General features: G+C 72.1%; 12 protein-coding genes. 2 read left to right on the top strand and 10 right to left on the bottom strand.

Translation table 11 applies throughout. The features are described 5' to 3' along the window. Positions 1-34: 34 nt before the first annotated feature. The 8 genes from ACIHIX_RS04660 to fahA form a co-directional block, all read right to left on the bottom strand. Positions 35-2,812: a fumarate reductase/succinate dehydrogenase flavoprotein subunit gene (locus tag ACIHIX_RS04660; RefSeq protein ID WP_399949579.1), complete on the bottom strand. Its 2,778-nt coding sequence runs from the start codon at positions 2,810-2,812 to the stop codon at positions 35-37. Positions 2,813-2,823: 11 nt separating this feature from the next. Next, a complete protein-coding gene (locus ACIHIX_RS04655; RefSeq protein ID WP_399949577.1) occupies positions 2,824-3,624 on the bottom strand; it encodes an ABC transporter ATP-binding protein in 801 nt (266 codons plus the stop codon). After that, positions 3,608-4,501 (bottom strand): ABC transporter permease, encoded by an 894-nt coding sequence (locus tag ACIHIX_RS04650; RefSeq protein WP_399949576.1) that lies wholly within the window; start codon positions 4,499-4,501, stop codon positions 3,608-3,610. Before ACIHIX_RS04650 ends, ACIHIX_RS04655 begins: the two co-directional genes overlap by 17 nt. Beyond that, positions 4,498-5,841, bottom strand: coding sequence for an ABC transporter substrate-binding protein (locus ACIHIX_RS04645; protein ID WP_399949574.1), 1,344 nt, complete (start codon positions 5,839-5,841; stop codon positions 4,498-4,500). The genes ACIHIX_RS04650 and ACIHIX_RS04645 overlap by 4 nt, the downstream gene beginning before the upstream one ends. Positions 5,842-5,856: 15 nt before the next feature. After that, the gene (locus tag ACIHIX_RS04640; RefSeq protein WP_030347217.1) at positions 5,857-6,084 is read right to left on the bottom strand and encodes a ferredoxin family protein; all 228 of its coding nucleotides are present in this window, start codon (positions 6,082-6,084) and stop codon (positions 5,857-5,859) included. Between the two features lie 42 nt (positions 6,085-6,126). Continuing rightward, complete coding sequence (locus ACIHIX_RS04635; protein ID WP_399949571.1) at positions 6,127-6,915, bottom strand: GntR family transcriptional regulator; 789 nt, start codon at positions 6,913-6,915, stop codon at positions 6,127-6,129. A 125-nt stretch (positions 6,916-7,040) separates the two neighbouring features. Next, positions 7,041-7,982, bottom strand: a complete 942-nt coding sequence (locus tag ACIHIX_RS04630; protein WP_399949569.1) for a M56 family metallopeptidase — start codon at positions 7,980-7,982, stop codon at positions 7,041-7,043. 187 nt (positions 7,983-8,169) lie between these two features. Next, entirely contained in the window at positions 8,170-9,420 is a 1,251-nt protein-coding gene (gene fahA, locus ACIHIX_RS04625; RefSeq protein ID WP_399950071.1) for a fumarylacetoacetase, read from the bottom strand. Between the two features lie 242 nt (positions 9,421-9,662). Here fahA and ACIHIX_RS04620 point away from each other — a divergent pair, with 242 nt between their 5' ends. After that, positions 9,663-10,901, top strand: a complete 1,239-nt coding sequence (locus tag ACIHIX_RS04620) for an ATP-grasp domain-containing protein (protein ID WP_399949568.1) — start codon at positions 9,663-9,665, stop codon at positions 10,899-10,901. A gap of 75 nt (positions 10,902-10,976) precedes the next feature. Further along, a complete protein-coding gene (locus ACIHIX_RS04615) occupies positions 10,977-12,173 on the top strand; it encodes an FAD-dependent oxidoreductase (RefSeq protein ID WP_399949567.1) in 1,197 nt (398 codons plus the stop codon). 62 nt (positions 12,174-12,235) lie between these two features. Here ACIHIX_RS04615 and ACIHIX_RS04610 read toward each other — a convergent pair whose 3' ends face one another. Together ACIHIX_RS04610 and ACIHIX_RS04605 are read right to left on the bottom strand one after the other, a co-directional pair. Further along, positions 12,236-12,850 carry a hypothetical protein gene (locus ACIHIX_RS04610; protein ID WP_399949566.1) on the bottom strand — a complete coding sequence of 205 codons (615 nt, stop codon included), beginning with the start codon at positions 12,848-12,850 and terminating at the stop codon, positions 12,236-12,238. A gap of 79 nt (positions 12,851-12,929) precedes the next feature. Further along, positions 12,930-14,075: an arabinogalactan endo-beta-1,4-galactanase gene (locus ACIHIX_RS04605; protein WP_399949565.1), complete on the bottom strand. Its 1,146-nt coding sequence runs from the start codon at positions 14,073-14,075 to the stop codon at positions 12,930-12,932. Positions 14,076-14,208: the final 133 nt, after the last annotated feature.

The following is a 14,208-nucleotide window of genomic DNA, read 5'->3' as shown; positions in this document are numbered from 1 at the left end:
GGGCCCCGGGACCTGTCGTCCCGGGGCGAGGCCGTCACAGCGCGCGTGCCGCGTATGCCCTGACGTCGGCGTCCGGGTCGGTCGTCGCCGTGGCCAGGGCCGCGCGGGCGGCCTCGGTGGGGGCATGCCGGGTCAGGGCCAGGACCGCCGACTTGCGTACGTCGGCGTTCGGGTCGGCGAGCGCCTTGGCCAGGGCGGGGACGGCGGTGTCGGCGTCCGCTCCGGAGAGGGCGGTCGCCGCTCCGGACCGCACCTGCCAGGTGGCGTCGGCCAAGGCGGCCACCGCGCGCTCGGCCAGCGGTCCGGGGCAGCCGGTGGTGCCCAGGGCGGCGTAGGCGGCGCCGCGCACCAGGGCGTCGGCGTCCGCCGTGAGGGCGGACAGGGCGGGCAGGACGGCATCGGGGCGTCCCGTGGACACCGTCGCCAGGGCCTTGGCGAAGGTGACGCGGACCTCGCGGGACGGGTCGGACGTCGCCGCGTGGGCCAGCTCCTCGGCGGCGTCGACCGAGACGAGGGCGCGCACGGCCTCGATGCGGACGGCGATGTCGTCGTCCGTCAGAGCGCCCGTGAACAGCGCGGCGTCGCCCAGCCGCAGGGCACGCAGCACGTCGAGGGCGGCGGCCCGCACGACCGGGTCGGGTTCCCGGAGCGCGACGGCGAGGCCCTCCCGTAGGGCGGGTTCGGGCGGGAGCGTCTCGACCAGCTCGCGCAGTGAGGCCGCGGCGGCGGCACGCACCTCGGCGGCGGGGTCGCGGAGTGCGCCGGCCAGGGCGGGGCCGGTGCCCGGGGGCAGGGTCTCGGTGAGGACGGCGACGGCCTCCCGCCGGACCGTGGCCGCCGGATCGGCCAGATAGGGCCGCAGGGCGTCGAGTTCCGGTTCCTCCTCGGCGAGGGCCACCAGCTCCAGGAGCCGGGTGGCCGACTCCTCTGCGGGACGGGCGACGAGCCCGGGGTGGCTGTCAAAAGCACTGTCGGGACGGCCCGGCCCGCCGCCCTCGGCTCCCGTCGCCACCGGCGCGCGGTCGCGGGAGCCGGCCGTCGCCACCTCCTCCGGGTGGACCTCACCGAGGTGCCGGGAGGGACCGCCGGTCGGGGTGAACTCCTCGATCGGGACCAGATAGGGAGCCACGGGACGGGCCGTGAACTCCATCGCACCAGAGGGGGACTTGTGCAGATCGAGGTGGTGGAACCAGGAGGCGTCGTCACGCTGGGGGTGGTCGAGACGCTCGTGGTAGAGGCCCCAGCGGGACTCCGTGCGGGCCAGCGAGGCGCGCGCGGCCATCTCCGCGCAGTCGCGGATGAAGGAGACCTCGGCGCAGCGCATCAGCTCGTGCGCGGTGCGGGCGCCCATCGCGGCGATGTCGTCCCGCATCCGCTCGAAGGACTCCAGGGCGAGCGACAACCGCGCCCCCGACTTCGGCGGGGCCACGTAGTCGTTCACGAAGCGGCGCAACTTGTACTCGACCTGGGGCTGCGGCGGGCCGTCCGGGTTGCGCAGCGGACGGTAGATGAGTTCGTGCGCCTCGCGGAGCTGGTCGGCGGGCAACTCCCCTTCGTACGACGCGTACTGGGCCGCGTCCGCGCCCGCGAGGTCGCCGAAGACGAAGGCGCCGATCATGTAGTTGTGCGGGACACAGGCCAGGTCGCCGGCGGCGTAGAGGCGCGGGACGGTGGTCCGGGCGTGGTCGTCGACCCGTACACCGGAGGCCGAGTGGCCGCCGCACAGGCCGATCTCGGAGATGTGCATCTCGATGTCGTGGGTGCGGTAGTCATGGCCCCGGCCCGCGTGGAAGGTCCCTCGGGTGGGGCGTTCCGTGGAGTGCAGGATCGACTCCAGGGCCGAGACCGACTCCTCGGGGAGGTGACTGAGCTTCAGGTAGACCGGCCCCCGGTCGGACGCCACCTCCGCCGCGAACTCGGCCATCATCTGGCCGGACCAGTAGTCGGAGTCGACGAAGCGCTCGCCGTGCCGGTTGACCTGGTAGCCGCCGAAGGGGTTGGCGACGTAGGCGCAGGCGGGGCCGTTGTAGTCCTTGATCAGCGGGTTGATCTGGAAGCACTCGATGCCGGTGAGCTCGGCGCCCGCGTGGTACGCCATCGCGTACCCGTCACCGGCGTTGGTCGGGTTCTCGTACGTGCCGTACAGGTATCCGGACGCCGGCAGCCCCAGTCGGCCGCACGCGCCCGTCGCGAGGATCACCGCACCCGCGCGGACCGTCACGAAGGCGCCCGTACGGGTGTTGAAGCCGACCGCCCCCACGGCCCGCCCTTCAGCCGTCAGCACCCGCACCGGCATCACCCGGTTCTCGATGCGGATCCGCTCTCGCATCTCGCGCCGCCGCAACTGCCGGTAGAGCACCTTCTTGACGTCCTTGCCCTCCGGCATCGGCAGCACATAGGAGCCGGAGCGGTGGACCTGGCGGACCGCGTAGTCGCCGTGCTCGTCCTTCTCGAACTTCACGCCGTACGACTCCAGGCGCTGCACCATGCCGAAGCCGCGGGTGGCCGTCTGGCGGACGGTGGACTGGTCGACGATGCCGTCGTTGGCGCGGGTGATCTCGGCGACGTAGTCGTCGGGCTCGGCGCGGCCCGGGATGACCGCGTTGTTGACGCCGTCCATGCCCATGGCGAGGGCACCGGAGTGCCGGACGTGGGCCTTCTCCAGCAGGATCACGTCGGCGCCGTGCTCGGCGGCGGTGAGCGCGGCCATGGTGCCGGCGGTGCCGCCGCCGATGACGAGGACGTCGCAGGAGAGCTCTTCGGCGTCGGTGAGGGCGGGGATCGCCAGGGGGGTGTTCGCGGGGCTGGTCACCGAGGGGCCTTTCAGGAGCCGAGGGAGGACAGGACGTCGCGCCGCAGCGCGAGCCGTGCCGGATCGTCGCGCGCGGTGCGGTCGCGGGGGCGCGGCACCTCGCGTACGGCGGAGAGGCGCCCGTTGCCGAGGAGGGCGACGCGGTCGCCGAGGAAGAGGGCCTCGTCGACGTCATGGGTGACGAAGACGACGGTCGCGCCCGTGCCGTGCAGCACCTCCACGAGCAGGTCCTGCATGCCGGCGCGGGTCTGGGCGTCGAGGGCGCCGAACGGTTCGTCCATCAGCACCGCGCGCGGCCGGCCGGCCAGCGCCCGGGCCAGCTGGGCGCGTTGGCGCTGGCCGCCGGAGACGCGGTGCGGCAGTTGCCGGGACCGGTCGCCGACCCCGACGCGGTCGAGCCAGTCCTCGGCCTGCTGTTTACGCTCCGCGCGCGCCAAGCCCTTGATGGCGAGGGGGAGTTCGACGTTCGCGCGCAGGGTGCGCCACGGCAGCAGGGCGTCCTCCTGGAAGACCAGGGCGCGGTCGGCGGAGGGTCCCGTCAGCGGCCTTCCGTCCTGGCCGGCCTCGCCGTCGAGCGGGGTCAGCAGGCCGGCCAGGGTGCGCAGCAGCGTCGACTTGCCGCAGCCGGACGGGCCGACGACGGTGAGGATCTCACCGGGGGCGACGTCGAGATCGACGCCGGTGACGGCGGGAGCGCCGGGCCGGCCGAGGGTGGCGGCGCGGAGGGTGAGCCGGGTGCCGCGGGCGGGTGCGGTAGCGGTGACCTGGGGTGCCCCGGCAGCGGCTTCGGTGAGGTCAGACGAAGTGCTCATCGCGTGCCTCCTGGGTCTTCGGAGCGGGTGCGGCGGACTTGGGCTCCCGCGCGAAGGGCACCGCGCGGACATTCTTCGCCCGGCTCCCGGCGTCGTACGACGTCCGTGGCAGCCAGCGCGTCAGACGGCGGCCGAGCAGCTCGACGGCCGTGGAGGTGAGCCAGCCGAGGACGCCGATGGTGACCATGCCGACGAAGACGCCGGGGTAGTCGACGACGGTGTAGTCCTGCCAGGTGCGGTACCCGACGCCGTACTGGCCGGAGATCATCTCGGCGGAGATCACACAGATCCACGAGACACCGATGCCGACCGACAGACCGCCGAAGATGCCGGGCAGCGCACCCGGCAGGACGACCGAGCCGAGGATCCGCCATCGGCCGCCGCCCATCGTCAGCACGGCCTCCTCCCACACGGGCGTCAGCGCGCGGACCGCGTGCCGGGTGGAGACCAGGACGGGGAAGTAGGCGGCGGTGAAGGTGATGAAGACGATGCCCTGTTCGTTGGAGGGGAAGAGGAGGATCGCGACGGGGACGAGGGCGATGGCCGGGATCGGCCGGACGACCTCCAGCACCGGTCCGAGCAGGTCCTCGGCGAGGCGGGAGCGCGCCACGAGCACGCCCGTCGCCACACCGAGCACCGCCGCGAGCAGGAAGCCGCTGAGGATGCGGGTCAGGCTGTCGGTGAGGTCGGTCCAGTAGTCGGGCCCGGACAGCCGCTCGGCGAAGGCGTGGGCCACGTCGGTGACGGTGGGGAACTGCGAGAAGCGCAGCCACAGGTCGATGTCGAGGCTGGTCAGCGCCTGCCACACCCCGAGGGCGACCACCAGCGAGGTCACCCGCAGGGCGTACCGGCCGGCGAGGGGCAGAGGCCGGCTCACGACGCCCGCTCCAGCGCGTCGGCGTACGTCACCACGCGGGCGCCGCCGTGCTCGGCGACGTACGCCCGCGCGGTCGCCGGTGCGACGAAGGGCAGCAGTTCGTCGCCGTCGGCGACCCAGACCGCCTTGTCGGCGAACCAGAGGGTGCCGGTGGTGGCGTCGGGGACGTAGGCCGCGCGGATGCCGTCCTGGTGGGCCGAGACGTACGCCAGGAGTTCGGTGGGCGTCTTGAAGGCGCGGGTCGCGGAGGCGCCCTCGGGCCAGACCTCGCTCGCGGCGGCGGGCGGGGTGGCGGTGAGCTGCTTGGCGTACGACGTGCCGAGGGCCTTCTTGACGTACTGGTCGTCGACGAAGGCGTCCACGTCGATGTCGCCGGTCAGCTTGGCCGACTTCAGGATCGAGACGTCGTCCTTGAGCGCGGAGACCAGCTGGGGCTTGATCGCGGGGTCGAAGGTGGAGATGCCGTGGGCGCCGTTGTAGAGGTAGACGACCTCGGCGGGCAGCCGGGTGGCCTTCGCGACCTTCTCGGCGGCGGCGACGGGGTGCTCGTTCAGGTAGTCCGTGGCCTCGGCCTGGGCCTTGAGGAAGGCCTCCAGGACGGTCGGGCGGTGCTGTGCGAAGTCCTCGCGGGCGGTGACGCCGTGGAAGGTGGGGAGGTTCAGCTCGGCGCCGTCGTAGAGGGCCTTGGCCTTGCCCTGGTAGGTGAGCAGGCCGGGCCAGGCGACGAACTGGGAGAGCGCGTCCGTGCTGCCCGCCGACAGGGCCGAAGCACCCACCGCGGGCTGCTGGTTGAGCTTCTCGATGTCCTGGTCCGGGTCGAGGCCGGCGCGCTGGAGGGCCCGTACGAGGGTGCCGTCGGCGGCGGAGCCGACGCTGGTGGAGACCTTCTTGCCGCGCAGGTCCGTCAGCGTGGACAGCTTCGAGTCGGGCGCGGTGACGATCGTGTTGAGGCCGCCGCGGAGGTTGTAGCCGGTGACGGAGACCAGGTGGGTCGGCTTGCCGAGCTGCTTGCCGCGGGCCGCGTTGATGAGGAGCGGGAAGTCGCCCATCGAACCGATGTCGATCTTCCCGGCGGTCATCTGGGCGGTGATGGGGGCGCCGGTCGCGTAGTCCTGCCAGTCGACCTTGTAGGTGGTGCCGTCGCCGAGGGCGTTGAGCTCCTTCTCGAAGTAGCCGAGCGAGCGGAGCAGGGTGCCGGCGGTGACGGTGTTGATGGTCCTGGACTGGTAGCCGACGGTCACGGTGACCGTGGACCCGTCGCCCGCCTCGGCGCTGCCACCGCAGGCCGTCAGGGGCGCCAGCAGCAGGAGGGCGGCTGCGGCGACTGCGTTGTTCTTCATGGGAGTCGGGACCTCTCAGCGGAGCAGATAGGGCATGTTGACCGTGACGGCTCCGGTGGGACAGCGGGCCGCGCACGGGCCGCAGTACCAGCACTCGTCGACGTGCATGTAGGCCTTGCCGCTGCTCTCGTCGATGGCGAGGGAGTCCAGCGGGCACATGTCGACGCAGAGCGTGCAGCCGTCGATGCACTTCGACTCGTCGATGGTCACGGGCACGTCGGCCCGCTGGGGCGCCAAGGGCATGGCTGTCTCCAGGAAGGTCCAGCTCGGAAGGGAGGGGGTGGGTCAGAGCGACCGGTGCAGCAGGCCGCTCATGGTGATGCGGTCGCCGCGGAAGCGGATGAACTCCAGGTCGACGGGGCGGCCGTCGGCGAGGTGGGTGAGGCGTTCCAGCATGAGGACGGCGGCTCCGCGCGGGGCTTCGAGTACGGCGGCGGAGTGGGCGTCCGCGTTGACCGCCTCCAGGGTGATCTCGGCGTGGCCGAGACCCTGGCCGGTGATCGACTCCAGGAGCCGGAAGACGTCGGTGTTCTCCAGGTCGGCGCCGAGCAGGGCGGTGCCGATGTCGAGCGGGATGTAGGTGAGATCGAGGGAGAGGGGGAGGCCGTTGAGCCGGCGGAGGCGTTCGATGTAGAGGACGTCGGTGCCGGGCGGGACATGGAGGCGCTCGGCAACCGGGTGCGGTGCCGGGGCGGGGCCCATCGTGCGGACCTCGTTGGTGACGGTGCCGTGTTCGCGCAGGGTTTCGGCGAGGCCCATCAGACGGTCGAGGCCGTGCGGGTACTTCCGGGCGACGACCACGGTGCCGACACCGGGGAGGCGGTCGACGAGACCTTCGGCGCGGAGCAGGTCCAGGGCTTGGCGGACCGTGTTGCGGGAGGCGCCGTAGTCGGTGGCGAGGGTCGTCTCGTGGGGGAGGGCGCCGTCCTCGAAGCCACCGGAGAGGACCTGGTGGCGCAGGAGGTCGGCGAGCTGCCGTGCCTGGTCCGCGCGCAGCCGACGCCGCGCGCGGTGGGCGGCGACGGTGGTCGCGCCCTGGCCGGCGTGGTCACGGATGCGGTCGGAAGGGGGCATGGCGGGAACCATACCGACGGGGTAGGGAATGAGGTGTTGCAGGAGTGTTGCGCCACTCCGGACGCCGCTGGGTCAGCCTTTGACCTGCTGTTTCAGGGGTGCGAGGGAGAGATCTGCCACCTCGCCTAGGCCAGCGCGCTCAGCCCGGGTCCGAAAACGATCAGCAACGGAAGCAGCGGCACCAGCCCCGCCACCATGGCCGTCACCGCGCGGTGTCTGCGTCCCAGCCGGGGCCGCGGCTCCAGCAGGCGGTCCACCCGCTCGCCCAGCAGCCGGTGGCTGGACGCGCAGGACAGGACGCCTCGGTGCTGGTTCAGCTCGATCAGGGCCAGGGCGGTGGTCAGATGGCCGCAGCGCCGGGACGCGGTGTCGTCGGCGGCGAGCTCCACCAGGCGGTGGGTCTGCTCGCAGAAGTGGGCGAACAGCGGGACCCGGGAGAAGCCGGTCGCCAGGGCCGTCGACAGATGCAGCAGCCAGTCGTGGTGGGCGCGGGCGTGGTCGCGCTCATGGGTGAGGACGGCGTCCAGCTGTACGTCGGTGAGGCGGTGCAGCGCTCCGGTCGTCACCACCAGCTGCGGCGGGCTGCCCGGCATCCACCAGGCGTCGGGGTACTCGTCCTCCAGCACCAGGAGCGGGCCGCGCGCGGCCTCCTCCAGCCCGCCGGGCAGTTCCGGCGCGCGCTCGCGCAGGTGCGCCCTCGTCCGGCCGCGCCGCCGGCGGGCCTCGACCAGCTCGCGGGCCAGCATCGCCGTCGTCCAGGCGGCGCCGCAGGCCAGCAGCAGGGTGAGGACGGTGGCCCAGGCCGGGGCGGCGGAGAGGTCGTACGCCGCCGTCACGGCCGGGGGCGCGGGCGCGAAGACATGGTCGCGGACGGTGTGGAAGACGGCCGCCGCGCCCAGGACCAGGGCGGTGAGATTGCACATCAGCACGGTGGCGACCAGGCACTGCCACACCCACAGCGCGACCACGGGTTCCCGCTCGGGCCAGTCGGCCCGGGTCAGCGCACGCGGCGCCGGCACGGCGGCCGTCAGGGCGACGGCGCTCAGCAGGAGCAGGCAGACAGTCATGCCACGGGCTCCGGATCCTGGTCGACGGAAGGGGCGAGGAAGGGCTGCGCGGCGGGGGTGCGGGGCCGTGCGCACACCATCCGCCGCCGTCAGTATGACGGCGCCGGGCGGCACATGGCAGACCTCGACGGCACCGCCGCCCGCCACCTCAACTCATCCTCGACTCCGCCAGTTCCCGAGCGGCAGGTCAGAGACCCGCGGACGGCCCGTCCGGACCCGCGTTCGGCCCCGCGACCCGCCCCACGACCTCGCCGAGGCCGACCCGTACCCCGTCCGGTCCAGGGGCCCACGCCGACAGGGTCACCACGTCGCCGTCCTCCAGGAACGTCCGCTTGCCGCCCGGGAGTTCGAGGGTGTCCCGGCCGTTCCAGGTGAGCTCCAGCAGGGAGCCGCGTTCCTGTTCGGTGGGGCCGCTCACCGTGCCGGAGCCGTACAGGTCGCCGGTGCGCAGCGAGGCGCCGTTGACCGTCATGTGGGCCAGTTGCTGGGCGGCGGTCCAGTACATGGAGGAGAAGGGCGGCTCGGAGACGATGTGGCCGTTGACGGCGACGGAGATACGGAGGTCGTAGCCGGCGGGCTCCGCGTCGGGGACGGTGTCGTCGAGGTACGGCAGCAGTTCGTGCGTCCGCCGCGGCGGGGCCACCCGGGCCTCCTCCAGTGCGTCCAGCGGGGTGATCCACGCCGACACGGACGTGGCGAAGGACTTGCCGAGGAACGGGCCGAGGGGGACGTACTCCCAGGCCTGGATGTCCCGGGCCGACCAGTCGTTGAGCAGGCAGAGGCCGAAGACATGGTCCCGGAAGTCGGCCAGGGCCACGGAGGAGCCCATCGGTGACGGGGCTCCGACCACGAAGCCGACCTCCGCCTCGATGTCCAGGCGGACGGAGGGGCCGAAGACCGGGGCCGGGTCGGTGGGGGCCTTGCGCTGGCCGCAGGGGCGTACGACCTCGGTGCCCGAGACCACGACCGTGCCCGAGCGGCCGTGGTAACCGATGGGCAGGTGCTTCCAGTTGGGGGTGAGGGAGTCCGCGGCGTCGGGGCGGAAGATCCGGCCGACGTTCCGGGCGTGGTTCTCGGAGGCGTAGAAGTCGACGTAGTCGGCGACCTCGAAGGGGAGGTGCAGGGTCACGGACGACAGGGGGTGGAGGAACTCCGCGACGGTGGCCTGGTGGGCCGGCACCGTCACCCAGGCCGTCAGCGCGCGCCGGACGTCCGACCAGGTGGTGCGGCCTGCGGCGAGCAGCGGGTTCAGCGAGGGCCGGGCGAGCAGGGGGGCGTAGGGGGAGCCGAGGGCCAGGGCCGCCGCGCCGGCGTCGAGGACGTGGTCGCCGAGGCGGACGCCGACGGTCCGGTCGTCGGCACCGGACAGGGAGAAGACGCCGTAGGGGAGGTTGTGCGGGCCGAAGGGGTCGCCCTCGGGTAGATCGAAGGGGGGCATGGGGTGCTGCCTCACTCTCCAACGCTGGGTAGGTGATGTCACCGCGTACGCATGTGGTCGCGCCACACGTTACGGCCGAGTTGCCTGTCTCGGCAGTGCCTAAAGAGTTAGCAATGTCCTGATAAGCATCGGTCGGAGGCGGCAATTCCGGCTTAGCTTCCTTTGGGGACAACGGGCGGGGTGGGGCCGTTCCGTAGACGGGACACGTGGGGGGACCCGTGGCCAGGAGTGCTGACGTTCGTGTGCCGTTCGAGCCCGACCGAGAGGTACCGGGTTTGATCGTGAAGTTCGGTGACTATCCGCTGCACCACGGCGGGGTCGGCGCGATCCGCAGTCTGGGCCGTCTCGGTGTCCCGATGTATGCGATCACGGAGGACCGTTACACGCCCGCCGCGGCTTCCCGCTATCTCAGGAAGGCGTTCGTCTGGCCGACGACCGGGACCGAGGAGCCGGGCCGGCTCGTCGAGGGACTGCTCAGGATCGGCCGCAGGATCGGCCGCCCCACCGTGCTGGTGCCGACCGACGAGGAGGCCGCGGTGCTGATCGCCGAGCACCGGCTCGAACTCGGCGCCCGTTTCCTCGTCCCGCCCGTCGAGCGCGGCCTGCCCCGCCGCCTGGCCAGCAAGCAGGGGCTGCACGAACTCTGCGTGGAACACGGCATACCCAGCCCCACGGCCGCCTTCCCGCGGTCGTACGACGACATCGTCGCGTTCGCCGACAAGGCCCGCTTCCCGGTGGTGGCGAAGAACCGCGAGGCGTTCGTGCGCCGCACCCGGCCGGCCGTGAACGGCACGACCCGGATCGCCACCCGGGACAGGCTGCTCGCCCTCGCCCGTGACTGGGGCGAGCAGCCCGCGGTGATCCTCCAGGAGTACCTGCCCCGGGAGGACGCCGAGGACTGGATCGTGCACGCCTACTTCGACGCGGACTCCACCCCGCTCGCGATGTTCACCGGCGTGAAGGTCCGCTCCTGGCCGCCGCACGCCGGAATGACGGCGAACGCGTATGTCGTCGACAATCCGGAACTCGCCGACCTGGCCGCGCGTTTCATCAAACAGATCGGCTTCACCGGAATCATCGACCTCGACCTGCGCTTCGACCGGCGCGACGGGCTGTACAAGCTCCTCGACTTCAATCCCCGCATGGGCGCCCAGTTCCGGCTCTTCGAGAACGAGTCGGGGGTGGACGTCGTCCGCGCCATGCATCTGGATCTGACCGGCCGCTCCGTTCCGGAGGGGGAACAGCGCGCCGGGCACCGGTACATCGTGGAGAACATCGACCTGCCCGCCCTCCTCGCCTACCGCCGCAGCGGCTATACGACGCCGCACGCGCCCGGGCGGGCGAGCGGGACCGAGCTGGCCTGGCTCGCGGGTGACGACCCGCTGCCGTTCCTCACGATGCTCGCGCGCTTCGTACGGCCGGGCGCGAAACACCTGTACCAACTGTGGCGGACCAACCACCGTGGCACCGCCACCCCTTGACGTGCCGGGGAAGGGCGCGACAACAGCACACGCACCACCACGAAGTGACGAAGTGACGTCCTGGGGAGGGACTTCGTGATCCGACCAGTCGCAGTCATCGGCGCCGGGCCTTTCGGGCTGTCGACCGCCGCACATCTCAGGGCCCGCGGCATCCCCGTCCGCGTCTTCGGCGAACCCATGGTGAGCTGGCGCGACCACATGCCCGCGGGCATGCTCCTCAAGTCCACCCCGGTGGCCTCCAACCTGGACGCCCCTCAGCCGGGCCACACCCTGGCCGACTACTGCGACGCGGCGGGCATACCGCGGCTGGTGACCGACGAGGACATCATCCCCGTCGAGACCTTCATCGCGTACGGCGAGTGGTTCCAGCAGAAGCTGGTGCCCGAGCTGGAGCGGGTGCGGGTCGTGTCCGTCGACCGGGACAAGAACCACGGCTTCGAACTGAAGCTGGACTCGGGTGAATTGTTCGGCGCCCGCGCGGTCGTCGTGGCCACGGGGCTCTCGGGCCTCGCGCACCTGCCCCCCGAGCTCACGCTCGCCGACGGCCCCAGCCCGACGGGCCCCGTCTCCCACAGCTCCCAGCACCATGACCTCAGCCGCTTCTCGGGCCGGGACCTGATCGTCGTCGGGGCGGGTCAGTCCGCGCTGGAGACGGCCGCCCTCGCGGCAGAGGCCGGCGCCCAGGTCCGGGTCGTGGCGCGCGGCCGGGGCAGCGTCGCCTTCGGCGCACCGCCCTGGCAGCAGCCCCGGCTGCGCCCGGAGTCGCCGTTCGGCCGCGCCTGGTCCCTGTGGGCGCTCAGCTACTACCCGCACCCCTACCGCCATCTCCCGGCCCAGGCCCGCCACTACCTGGTCCGCCGGGTCCTCGGCCCGCTCGGCGCCTGGTGGCTGCGCGACCGCTTCGAGGGCAAGGTGCGGGTCAGTGAGGTCCGCCGCGTCCTCAAGGCCGACACCGCGGACGGCCACCCGTCCCTGTCCGTCCTCACCCCGACCGGCCACACCGAGCGCCTCGTCGCCGACCACGTCATCGCCGCGACCGGTTACCGCGTCGACCTCGCCGCGATGGACTTCCTCGGCCATGAACTCCGCACCCGGCTCGCGGTGAGCCGGGGCGCACCCCGGCTCGGCGCCGGGTATGTCTCCTCGGTGCCGGGCCTGTACTTCACGGGGCTCCCGTCGGCGTCGTCCTACGGGCCGGTGATGCGCTTCGTGTGCGGCACGGAGTTCGCCTCCCCGAGGCTGGCGAGGCACCTGGCGACGGCCCACGGCTAGGGCCTGTCCGGCGCTGGGGCAGCGGCGGTCCGGCCCGCGGGCAGGGTCGGCCGGGCCGAGGATCAGATCTCCCCGGCCGCCCGCTGCCACGCCATGAACTCCTCGACCAGCTCAGGCGGATTGGCGTACTCCGTCGCGTGCACCTCCCAGCCGGGGCAGTCCATGTCGAAGACGACGACAGGCAGCGGACGCCCGAAGGTCTTCTCGATCACGCCGTCGGCGTGGAGGTGGCGGGCGAGGTCGATGACGGCGTCGTAGAAGTGCAGGCGGAGGAGGTCGGTCCGGGCACGGAGGTCGTCGTCGTCCAGCACCCGGCCGAGGTCGAACTCACCGTCGTACCAGACACCGAGCCGCCTGACCTCCTCCACGTACACCCGGCTGCCCACCGGGTCCTCGGGGATGTTGCCGAGCATCTCGAAGCCGTCGAGGAGCCAGTAGGCGTAATTCCAGCGGACCTCGCCCTCGTCACCCGGGTATTTCTCCCGCTCGTACTGGCTCTCGGTGTTGTAGCCGATGGCCACGTACGGGTGGCGGTCGTCGGCGTCGACGCGCCAGATGCGGAAGGAGAGGGCGTACATCTCGGGCTTGAGCCGCTCGGGGAAGCGTTCGAGGACACCGACCGCCGCCACCCGCAGATGCTCCAGGAAGGTCCCTGGCTGATCCGTTCGATCCGTCACCCCGCGAGGATCTCACCCCCACCGAACGGAGCCCACCGCGGACAGCCCTGTCAGTGCCCTGTCCGTGCTCTGACGGCGACTACGACCGGTATCGGCCCAGTGTCCGCAGCCCCGGCAGTGCCCGGTCCTCGAAGTCGAACAGGGCAAGGTTCTCCCACGCGTTGCCGGACGTCGGGTCCTCCGGGTTCCAGCCGCTGCCCGAGCGGTAGGTCCAGGCGCCTTCCCAGTAGCAGTGGCCGAGCCCCTGCCCGCCGGGGACCGCGGCCATGAGGTCGGCCACCGCGCGCAGCCACGCGGCCTGGCCCTCGGGGGTGGCGGGGAAGCCCGGGGTGAGCTGGGAGGGGCTGTTGAGGATGTCGTTGACGTCGTCCTCGCTGCTCAGCGTGAACGGGTACGCGGTCTCGGCGATGACGACGGGCTTGCCGTAACGGGCGGTGATGTCCGCGAAGTTGGCGGCGGCCGCGTCAAGGCCGCCGTGCCAGAAGGGGTAATACGACTGGGCGATGATGTCGAAGTCGAGGCCCTGGGCGACCGCGTTGTCGAACCACCAGCGGGACGTGCCGTTGTCACCGCCCGCGGCGAGGTGCAGCATCGTGCGGATACGGGGCTGGGTGTCCCGCGCGGCGCTCAGCCCGGCCTTCAGAAGCAGGGCGAGATTGCCCCAACCCCCGCCGTCACTGCCCCAGTTCTTGCCCTCGGGCCACAGCACGCCGCCGTTGATCTCATTGCCGACCTGGACGAACGCGGCCGGCGTGCCCTGGCGCCGCAGCGCGCCCAGTACCTCGGCCGTGTGGTCGTACACCGCACGGGACAGGCCCGTCACGTCCAGGTCCGCCCACGCGGCCGGCTTTGTCTGGTGCCCCGGGTCGGCCCATGTGTCCGAGTAGTGGAAGTCGACCCAGATGCCGATGCCGGCCCGGCGCAGCCGGCGGGCGAGGGGAAGGATGTGCGCCTTGTTGTTGTAGCCGTCGACCGGGTCGACCCACACCTTCAGCCGGGCATGGCTGATCCCCGCGCGGGCGAGCAGCCGGACCGGGTCCTCGCGGTGCCCGTCGGCGGTGCGGTACACGGCGCCGTGGTCCTCGTTCTTGGGCAGCGAGGAGAGGTCGACGGCTCGTATCTCCAGGCGGCGCCCGCCCGTTGAGGCCGCGGCGGGCACCGCTCCCAGCACGGGGACGGCCAGCGCGGCGGCTCCCGCAGCGGTGAGCACACTGCGTCTACGCATGTCAGGGTCCTTTCACAGAGCATGAGAAAACGCCCAGCGTCTGTGAGCGTGCACAGACTTCAAAGAGGGCGACACCCGCGAGCAACAGTAGGTAACCCGACAGACTCTTCAATGACAAGAGGGTGAAATGCTT

This window comes from Streptomyces sp. NPDC051913, assembly GCF_044593635.1.
Taxonomy (GTDB): Bacteria; Actinomycetota; Actinomycetes; order Streptomycetales; family Streptomycetaceae; genus Streptomyces.
This window is presented reverse-complemented; position numbering and strand designations above follow the sequence as displayed.